Origin of the sequence: Methanospirillum hungatei, from assembly GCF_020216685.1 — an archaeon.
GTDB classification, from domain to species: Archaea; Halobacteriota; Methanomicrobia; order Methanomicrobiales; family Methanospirillaceae; genus Methanospirillum; species Methanospirillum hungatei_B.
In genome coordinates this window covers 1-10,000 of the sequence record NZ_JAIWNS010000041.1, presented here as the reverse complement: position 1 = coordinate 10,000, position 10,000 = coordinate 1, and the positions used below count along the sequence as shown (strand labels likewise).

Genomic DNA, 10,000 nt, shown 5'->3' with positions numbered 1-10,000 from the left:
TCTTAAGTACGACAAAGGCAGAGACAGTAGAGGACCTCATCAGGGCTGTTCAGGAGATACAGGAGAAGCAGCTTAAAGGAACGAGAACAGTACTGTTTTTCAATATATCACCAGAGTATGTAAAGCAGGTCGTGGAAGATCTGAAAAAATTAGAGATTGTCAGACTAAAAGGAAATAAAATAAAATTAAACCAATAATCACTCATCCGGAGAAGGTCAGGTTCTCTTTCACATATATCCAATATCCCTCTTTTGTCTGCAGCATTGTGGTATTGACAGCCGGATCCCCGAGAACCAGCGGATTTTTATACTGCTGGACCTGTGCATCATACCCGATAAGATATGACCAGGCCTGTCCGAGCGGCTGCAGAACTGTGGCAGCAATCCGGTCAGGAGAGGTAATCCCGATACTGTTCCACCCCTTCACCAGGGTCCGGGGAACAATGGTTGCATTGTCAGATACCAGTGGTATCGTCGTCGGTTGCACAGAGTAAAGCCAGAACCCGGTTAAAGGTGAGAACGGGTCTTCTGACTTCATGGTAACCCATGAGGACGTGCTCCCATCATAGGTAAATATAGAATGCCCTGATGAGTTAATCCCGGAGAAGATAGCCATCGTATTATGGCCGGGTGAGAGCGTCTTCGGCGTTGAGATGAAATTCCATCCTGATAACAGATTTAATGAACTAGCATTACCGGTATCCACCGAGAGCATGCAGGTATCTTTGACATATCCGGAGAGGGTTCTTTTTTCAACCGCCGGAGTATAGGAACCAGGTTTTGTTGCCGCACTCGTATTCCAGTAAACGGTTCTGGTCCCGGTCGCATCAAGTTTGACCATGCCATAAAACTGTGTTCCGTTCCATGTGGGATCATGAGGGACGTCATTCCTGATGGTCTTGCCTCCTCCGTCAGAAAATACATAATCACCGATGAGATAGGGTCCCGAAGGTGCATCATGTATCACCTTATCCTGTGACAGAGCAATCGTTGGGGGTTGGTCTCCTGGCTGTCCGGTCATGGTTCCGGTTCCTTTCATCCAGAGATAATACTCATTATGAGGAAGACCGGTGATGATCGTCGCAAAAGACTCGCCTGGGACCACGAGCGCCGGGTCTGCACGGATCTCGACCGCATCATCGGCAAGAAGTACCGTGTGAGTCATCGAGACGGTTTTATTCACATAATCTGACCCGTCAGGAGCCTTGTAATTATTTTTCATCTTATTTACATTACATTCAGCACGGACGGTATAGATCCCGGGCTGGTAGATTCGAGTACCGTTCGGGTAGGTAACAGAGGTATTCCATCCGTCTTCATGAGATGGAACAGAGTGATCCGCCCCCTGACCAATCCAGTACCATCTGGGAAGATCAACCTGAAGATGGCTAAGGGGATGCCCTGCTCCGTTTAATCCCACCAAAGTAGTAAGGTTCTCACCGGACGGACTGGTCACGGTGATCGTAATACTGCTGTCTATAGGCCGGTATCCGGTTCTGTTTACAATGGAATACAGGTTGGAATCAATACAGAACGTTCCAAGATTGCCCATGGGAATGGTCTTTCCGGTTACATCAGTATTTGTTGAGGCATCCCAGATCTCCAGATACAGAGATGGATCTGCCACCCTGAAGGCCAGGTCTCCTTTCTGGTTATCCACCCACTGGTACCAGTCACCGGTTTTCTGAACAAAATCAGCAGGATCAAGACGGAAATTGTACGGATCTGGTACCGGAACCACAGCGTCAGGAGCTGTAGGATTGATATTTCCGCTCTGCCACCAGGCAATGTACCCGGCGGTATTCAGCGCGCTCGTAACCTCAAGATATCCCTCCCCGATAAAAACCGTATCGCCCTGAACAATCTTGTTTGTTGCCTGAATTACCGGGCTTCCGGCAGGCTGATTCACTTCTCCCGATGTCAGTATGGCCGGATCACCGGTCCCGGACGATGATGTTATCGAGAGAGAAGGAACCGAAACATACGGCACCTGTTGTTCTTCTGCATATCCTCCAGTTGCCATGATACCAAGTATCAGCAAAAAGATCCGCACATAACCCCATGACATATAAATCAAGGGGAGATTTGTGTTATAAGATTATAGATTATTCGAAGGACACTAGGAAAGACAGGTTCTTTAAAAAAAGCAAATCCTGAGGGGTTCAGGATTAGATAGTAACACCAGACTCGTACCCGAACGTCTTTTGGAAGTTCTTGATACCACCGGATACAGACGTCTTGTCAGACCACTGGTTTGTTGCAGACGGAGAGTCAGACTTGCCACGGGCTTCCATAATAGAGCCGGCGAACTCAGTCTTCACGGTTCCCTCTGCAAATCCGGAGCCTGAACCTGGAATCGGAGTGACTGCAATCTGATAGAAGAGACCAGCCGGAACATCACTTGTCGCTGCAACAGCACGGAGGCTGCCTTTGGTTGAGACCTGCCCGCTGTTGAAGTTGATAAGTTCGCTCTTCGCCTTTACCACATTACAGAATGCCGGAATAACACTCTCCTTGGCCGATGCAAAGACACACCTGATGGAATCATCAGTATTTGCATAATTACCGGCAACATCAAGGCTCCATTCCTCGCTTCCGACAAGGAATGACCCGTCAATGCTCTCATAGGTAAGTACCTTCTCAACCTCAAGGTTGGAAAGACCCTTCCCCTTGTTCTGTGAGTCAAAGCCGAGATCCTTGTTCAGCATGAGATGGCCGCCATTGGTCATGATGCTGTCTGAGAATGTCACAATAGCAATCGATTCACCCGGATTGAGCTTACTGTCGTGGATACTGCCATATTCCGTATCCTGGGTCTGTGAATACGACGATGAATCAAGCGTATTCAGAATAGACTGCCAGGTCTTCCCCCACCAGGGATCGGTCGGGGCGATATCGGGCAATGCCAGATCACTTAGCAGATAATCGGGTACGGTAAGTGAATAGAGCTGGTTTCCTGCACCGACCGAGTAGGCAAGTCCTGCTATGGATGACTTTGCTGCGGCAAGTGCCCGCACCTGCTCAGGTGTCAGAACGGTCGGTGTGGATCCGGTCCCACTATTCAGTTGTTTCGTCGTTACCGGTGTCTCTGAATCATCGATGGTCCATGACATGTAGGACTTGTCAGACACGAATCCGACCACATCAATGATCGTGGAGATACTAATCTTCTGGTTTTCAGGAACCTGTGATGGGAGCCGGTCTGCATATGCAACTCCGGACAACACCAAAAGCAGAATCACAGTAGCTGAAAAAATACGATACGTCAACGATACCTCCATTATACACCCGGGACAACACTATGATATGAGTGAGATGGTCACAGATGAATCCTTCATACCGATCTTCACCAGTACTCATATGACCGGATTTTCTGTGAGCCTCTCAGTACCTCGTGTCCCGGTTTTTAAGTAGTTTCTTATGAAATTGTTCTCCGTCTCAAAAAAGAGATGAATCTGGAGCTCATTTATATTTTTAAGAAAAATTCGAAGTTTTTAGGGGGTAACTGCCCAGGAAGGTAACTCAAAGGTGATCCCAAGAGCCCAGAGTACCACCGTATACATAAACAGGGTAACCAGAACAACCCCAATCATATTCAGGATAAAACCGGTCCGCATCATATCCCGCATCTCCAGATACCCGGTCCCATAGGCCACGGCATTGGGCGGGGTTGCTACCGGCAGCATAAATGCCAACGATGCGGTAAGGGCTGCGGTGAGCATGAGGATGATCGGGTTTATCATCAGACTGACGGATGTGACCGCAAGGATGGGCATCATCACCGAAGCAATGGCTGTATTGGATGTTACTTCGGTCAGGAACGATACTAATACCGCCACCAGGAATATGATGACCAGGACATTGAGGATTGAAAGACCAGTCAGGTGTTTTACCAGTTCATCTGCTAAACCTGACTTAATAAATCCCTTGGAAAGGCAGATACCCCCACCAAAGAGGAGGAGAATACCCCAGGGGATCCTGGCGGCAGACTCCCAGTCCATGGTATACTCCCGGTTTTTGATGCTCACCGGCAGGATGAAGAGAAGGATCGCTCCAAACATGGCAATGGTTGAGTCATCAATACCGGGGAAGAGGATATCAAGACCTGGTATGGTGATATCACCGATCTTTTTCGTCGCTGAAAAGATCCACATCAGAGCTGTCATGACAAAGACGATCAACGTCCACCGCTCACCAGTGGTTATCCGTCCTAATTTCTTCAGCTCTTCGGTTATGATCTCACGACTCTGGGGAAGCTTTGCAGGCAGGTGCCTGAACGGTCCGTACACCAGCCAGAACCAGGTGAGAGGGATGAAGATGGCAACCAGCGGGATACCAAAGAGCATCCAGTCAACAAATCCTATGGTCGGGGCATCAGGAAACAGGGTCTTGAGCTGGGCAAGGAAGATCCCGTTTGGTGGGGATCCGATGATGGTTCCAAGACCGCCGATCGATGCTGCATAGGCGATAGAGATGACCAGGGCCTTTGCAAAGTCAGAAACTCCTTCATCTTCTCCCTTCTCTTTGAACGCGTCCATCCCGACGGTGCCGATAATAGCCACCGCAATCGGGATCATCATCATCGCAGTCGCCGTGTTCGAGATCCAGAGTGAGATGAAGGCGGTTGCGATCATAAAGCCCAGGATGATCTGTTTCGGACTTGTTCCGGTCAGAAGAATAATCGTAAGGGCTATCCTTCGATGCAGGTTCCACTTCTGCATGGCTGCTGCTATCATAAATCCTCCAAGAAAGAGGAAGATGGTCTTATCTGCATAGGGCGCCGATGCTTCGGCCGGAGTGAGAACGCCGAGCAGGGGAAACCCGACGAGCGGGACAAGTGCGGTTGCAGGTATAGGTATTGCCTCTGTTATCCACCAGATAACCATAAGTGTGGTTACAGCCGCTGTCGCCTGAATTTCCCATGATATGAAGAGATCTCCGGGCATGGCCAGAATCAGGCCGCCTACCACCAGGCCCAGAAGCACGCAAAAAAAATTCTTCATTTGTTATACATGTGAATTGAACAGTTATAACCCGTCCGAATTATGTCCTATCAGATCCACATACTACAGGGTTCATGAAAAAAGGAAAGCAGAATCTGATAAAGTCAATACGTGGGCGGCGGACTTCAGGCGGTGAGGAATATGCAAAACCGTTTTTTAAATGGGCGGGGGGGAAGAGTCAGCTCCTCTATGAATTTGATCCGCGGTTTCCAAAAACACTGGAGACTGGTGATCTCTCTCGGTATGTTGAGCCGTTTGTTGGTGGGGGAGCAGTCTTTTTTTATATAGCCCAGCTCTATCCGATCAAAGAAGCGGTCATCTGTGATGTCAATAGTGAGTTGATCCTGACCTGGAAGGTTGTAAAACAGGATGTCAATACCCTCATCAGGCTCCTTCAGGAATTGCAGGAGGCATATGATGCCCGAGATGAAGCTGAGAGGCTCAATCTCTTTTACCAGGTCCGTGATGATCTAAACCGGGAGAAACCCTCATTTGATTATGACACATACGGGGATCATACCATACAACGGGCATCGCAGTTACTCTTTCTGAATAGAACCTGCTTTAACGGACTTTTCAGACTGAACTCAAAAGGAGAGTTCAACGTTCCGTTTGGGAAGTATAAAAACCCCACTATCGTTCAGGAAAAAAACCTCCTGATGGCTTCAAACCTCCTCACCCATACAACCATTCTACAGGGTGACTTTACCACCTGTCTTGAGTATGTCACCAAGAACTCTTTTGTATATCTGGATCCCCCCTATCGGCCATTAAATAAGACCTCATCCTTTACCGGTTACTCACAGGAAGGCTTTTCAGAGCAGGACCAGCTCAGGCTTTGTGACTTTTTTTTGGCGGTGGATACCACTGGTGCAAAGGTGATGCTCTCAAATTCCGACCCGCGAAACGAGGATCCAACCGACCATTTCTTTGATGATCTGTACAAAGATTTTCTGATTGAACGGGTGCTTGCAAAACGGTTTATCAACAGCGTGGGTGAAAAAAGAGGAGATATTAACGAGTTAATTATCAGAAACTATCAGGATTAGGGATATTATCCGGTAATCTCCCCTTCCCCTGCACTATAGAGCCAGTACCCCTGATGAGGTTTTAAAAGCCTCTCATCACTCTGGTCTCCTGAACCGCCATTCAGGATAGGGCTTTCATACTGCTGAAGGGTTGCATCATACCCGACCACATACTTCCAGATGCTCTGAATGGGGGAGAGTGCTGTCTTTGCCTTCTCTGCTTCTTTTAATGGAAGGCTCCAGGTGTTCCAGCCACTCTGTACCTGTTTTTTAACAACGCCGGGGGATGATGCATACTGCAGCAGGACTGAATCATCCTTTGTGGAATACACCCAGTACCCGGTCATGATAGAGATTGGGTCTGACGCCTTCAGGGTCTTCCATCCGGTTCCATGCTGATATTCGAGGACAGAATGCCCACCTGAGCTCACCTGGCCAAATATCTGTGCCGTGTCTTTTCCTGGTGCGAGTGGGCGAGGCACCGATACAAAGTTCCATCCCTGGTGCAGGGGAATTGCGTCCTCACCTGAAAGGCTTTCCAGGGTAGCAGCAAGGTTCACCCGTCCCTGTGCGGCGACTTTCCCCTGTAATGCAGGGACGGCATCTGAATGGGATATCATGAGCGCTCTGATCTCCTCATTTGAGAGACTGCTGTCACGGCTCATCACAAGAGATGCCATCCCGGCCACGAACGCAGTCGCCTGTGAAGTCCCGGTCATGTACCGGTATTGTGCCCCGCCTGATACAGAAAGGGCTGTGCTGTACAGATCCTCTCCGGGAGCCGCAAGATGAACCGTGGTCCCGTAATTTGAGGTCGAAACCAGCGTATCGGATGAGGTGGTCGCAGCAACCCCGATAATATTGGGGAGCTGGAATGATGACGGGTAATGAGGTGTCTGATCATTATTCTTCCCCTGGTTTCCTGCTGCACATATAAAGAGAGCAGGAGATTCGGCTATTGCATCATATAATCCTTGTGAACTATCAGATCCACCAAAGGAACAACTGATGATATCTGCACCGGCTTTGGTTGCATATTCGATCCCCTTGATGATATCAGAGGTGTATGCCTTTCCATCCGCTCCGATTGCCTTGACGGCCATCAGTTTTGTCTGCCAGGCGATACCTGAAACCCCCACCCTGTTATTACCGACAGCACCAATGATCCCGGCACAATGGGTCCCATGCCCGTTGTCATCCATCGGATCCGGTGTCTGGGTTATGACATTAAACCCGTGTTCTCCTGAAGAGCCGGTCCACATATTTGATGTCAGGTCAGGATGAGTATAGTCGATCCCGGTATCAAGGACTGCAACGATGACATCTCCTGAACTGGTGGTCATATCCCAGGCATTGAGCACGTTTCCATCAGCACCAGCCTTTCCGGCAGGGGTGTTCTCCCGGTACACCTGACCGGTATTTGCAATACCCCACTGCCGCCAGAGTTCAGGCTCATCCGGAGTCCGGTCAATGGATACGATATAATCCGGTTCGGCATAGAGAACCCCGGGAAGGGCTGACAATGCCGTTATTGCTTCTTCCTCACTCTTCCCCCTGGTTGAATACAGCACAAGACCAGACAGACTAGAGCTCAGGTCCTCCGTGAGAGCAACCCCTTCAATCTCCACATCTGCAAGGGCAGACACTTCAGAGGTATTATACCTGACCAGGATACGTGCTCCTTGTCCTGGTGCAGAGAGATTCACCCCCTCCGATGCATATCCGACCGATGACGCGGAAATATTCTCACTCTGTGGTATACGACTCTCTACCGGCATCGGGATAATCGGGATGGCTCCTCCGCTTTCTTCCTGTCCGGACCCTGGAACAGTAAAATAATCGCGGGCTGAGGGATGCCATCCGGAAATCGGTTCAGCTGATGCATTACACCAGATTAGAAGAATGAAAAATGTAAGAAATACCCATCCGATTTGCCTGGTCATATCATTCACAGCTTGAATCATCGTCTGCTAAGAAGATAAGGTTTCATACTTTACCATCCAGTATGATACCATGAACGAGGGGTGCCAGGTAATTCCGCCGTCTATGAAAAAGCAAATTTTTTCGAGGGAAGTCGGGAAGAATACGGGCCTTGGTCTGTTCCTTGCACGGGAGATCCTTGCAATAACCGGGATTACCATCGAGGAGACCGGGACCGAAGGCAAAGGAGCACAATTCACCATGACGATCCCTGAAGGAAAATACCGGATAGAATAAGGTGGGAAAAGGACGAAACCCCGTCTTTTCCCCGATACTAAGAATGCGAATCAGCGTGATGTTTTTGCGGTCCAGTTCTCACCATTGGTCCTGATAACGATGGTCCCATTCACATCCGTTCTGAATACCTGTGCACCCTGTTTTAAAATCTCAGCAAGGGTTGCAGAACGGGGATATCCGAACGGATTGCCGGATGCCAGCGAGATGACAACCGCTTCAGGTCTGGTATTCATAATAGGACCGATTCCTATATCTGATCCATGGTCAGGGAGTTTTAGTATGGTTGCAGACCCTCGGACTTCTGATGAATCGCCGGGGAAGACAACGGAGACATTTTTCATGGTGACCCGGAGGACCAGTGAGTCAGTATCCTGGTGACCTGTCAGACGGTGCGGCCCGATAATATCTATTTTTGTTGTATTGGTAAAGGGAATATTCATGCCTGCAGTGACGATCATCCTGACCGCCTGATCAGATATTACGGCATTTATGACGTCCTTGTACAGGTCAGAAGTATGCGTCATTCCGTTATCGACATAGGTCCTGACTTCAAAGGCCTTGAGAACATCAACCATCCCGCCGATATGATCATCAAACGGGTGAGAGGCGACAACATAATCCAGGGAGGTCACGTTCTGACGTTTCAGATACTCAACAAGGCGCGGACCTGAGCTCTTCGGACCGGCATCAATGAGCATGTTCTTGCCTTCACTCTGTATCAGGGCTGCATCCCCCTGACTGACATCAATGAAATGAAACAGGGTTTCAGGTTCAGGCGGAGGTGTTGGTACCGGTGTCGGCTCAGGAGTTGGGAGAGGTGTGACTTCAGGAGTGATGACCGGTTCTGGCGTGATGACCGGGACCTCCTCACCCGGTCCTGATCCAGGAATAAGACTGCGTACCTGATCTGATACCGGGAGTCCGGGCACCAGACCGGATACGAGCAATACTGCCACCCCGGCCAGAAGCAGGAGAACAGCAGGGGCTATCCATCTCTTCCCGGACTTATGAGGGGTCAGTTCAGCCTTTTTTCTGATAGTTTTCTTTGGAGAGGGATTTTTTGTTCTGTTCAGATTTCGCTGATAGATTTTATTCTCAGGATCCAACTGCAGGGCATTTTCAAAACAATGAATTGCACTCTCTTTATGGATTGTCTGGGATAAAGCCACCCCATACGCATTCCAGGCTTTATGATTCCGTTCATCCTTCTCAACCAGTTCAGAAAAGATATCAATCGCTTCTTCTATCTTTCCCGCTTTAATAAGCGATATCCCCTCATCGAACCGGCTCTCATCCGGATCTACAGCCATATCAGCGTCCATATTTCACATTGAACAAGATAAAATCTCCTGATCTGAGGAGAGAGGTGGATATCTGAACACAAAGAGACCGGCAGGGATTTTTGAAAAGTTTCAATGAATTACATACTGGAGAGTAAAACCTGGCGTAGTCGCCGTTATGTGCCTTTCCTCAGTATCTCCTAACAAGACTATCAGATAGAATCCATTAAATAGTCATCCGGGGATCTGGATATGAGAGAAGAGATCCCTTTTGGATCCGGTTCATTCCCATACAGAGAGGCTTTGTGCGTTTTATTCAGGCGCAACCAGGCAGTAACAGAGAATATGGAATATATCAGAAACGAAGATGTGCTCGTTCTCATCGTCGATGACAATAAGAATAATCTCTCTATCATTACAGAGGTCCTCCACCGGTCAGGCTATCAGGTTATGACTTCAACCGACGGCCCCCA

The 10,000-nt window shown here is 48.9% G+C and carries 9 protein-coding genes; 4 read left to right on the top strand and 5 right to left on the bottom strand.

Annotation, left to right across the window (positions count from 1 at the left end):
• Positions 1 to 197 (top strand): hypothetical protein (locus LDL35_RS02360; protein ID WP_304019121.1); only part of this gene is annotated, 197 nt, incomplete at its 5' end.
• A gap of 4 nt (positions 198 to 201) precedes the next feature.
• On the opposite strand, the gene LDL35_RS02355 is transcribed toward LDL35_RS02360, so the two are convergent.
• The 3 genes from LDL35_RS02355 to LDL35_RS02345 form a co-directional block, all read right to left on the bottom strand.
• The gene (locus tag LDL35_RS02355; RefSeq protein ID WP_304019118.1) at positions 202 to 2,022 is read right to left on the bottom strand and encodes a DUF3821 domain-containing protein; all 1,821 of its coding nucleotides are present in this window, start codon (positions 2,020 to 2,022) and stop codon (positions 202 to 204) included.
• A 145-nt stretch (positions 2,023 to 2,167) separates the two neighbouring features.
• Positions 2,168 to 3,268, bottom strand: coding sequence for a hypothetical protein (locus LDL35_RS02350; protein ID WP_304019115.1), 1,101 nt, complete (start codon positions 3,266 to 3,268; stop codon positions 2,168 to 2,170).
• A gap of 225 nt (positions 3,269 to 3,493) precedes the next feature.
• The gene (locus tag LDL35_RS02345) at positions 3,494 to 5,002 is read right to left on the bottom strand and encodes a DASS family sodium-coupled anion symporter (protein WP_304019114.1); all 1,509 of its coding nucleotides are present in this window, start codon (positions 5,000 to 5,002) and stop codon (positions 3,494 to 3,496) included.
• A 74-nt stretch (positions 5,003 to 5,076) separates the two neighbouring features.
• On the opposite strand from LDL35_RS02345, the gene LDL35_RS02340 reads away from it, so the two are divergent.
• Positions 5,077 to 6,051, top strand: coding sequence for a DNA adenine methylase (locus LDL35_RS02340; protein ID WP_304019112.1), 975 nt, complete (start codon positions 5,077 to 5,079; stop codon positions 6,049 to 6,051).
• A 5-nt stretch (positions 6,052 to 6,056) separates the two neighbouring features.
• On the opposite strand, the gene LDL35_RS02335 is transcribed toward LDL35_RS02340, so the two are convergent.
• The gene (locus tag LDL35_RS02335) at positions 6,057 to 7,973 is read right to left on the bottom strand and encodes a S8 family peptidase (protein WP_304019110.1); all 1,917 of its coding nucleotides are present in this window, start codon (positions 7,971 to 7,973) and stop codon (positions 6,057 to 6,059) included.
• A gap of 103 nt (positions 7,974 to 8,076) precedes the next feature.
• On the opposite strand from LDL35_RS02335, the gene LDL35_RS02330 reads away from it, so the two are divergent.
• A complete protein-coding gene (locus LDL35_RS02330) occupies positions 8,077 to 8,247 on the top strand; it encodes a hypothetical protein (protein ID WP_304019109.1) in 171 nt (56 codons plus the stop codon).
• A gap of 50 nt (positions 8,248 to 8,297) precedes the next feature.
• On the opposite strand, the gene LDL35_RS02325 is transcribed toward LDL35_RS02330, so the two are convergent.
• Positions 8,298 to 9,557, bottom strand: a complete 1,260-nt coding sequence (locus tag LDL35_RS02325) for an MBL fold metallo-hydrolase (RefSeq protein ID WP_304019108.1) — start codon at positions 9,555 to 9,557, stop codon at positions 8,298 to 8,300.
• 222 nt (positions 9,558 to 9,779) lie between these two features.
• On the opposite strand from LDL35_RS02325, the gene LDL35_RS02320 reads away from it, so the two are divergent.
• A partial coding sequence (locus LDL35_RS02320; RefSeq protein ID WP_304019106.1) for a hypothetical protein occupies positions 9,780 to 10,000 on the top strand: 221 nt, incomplete at its 3' end.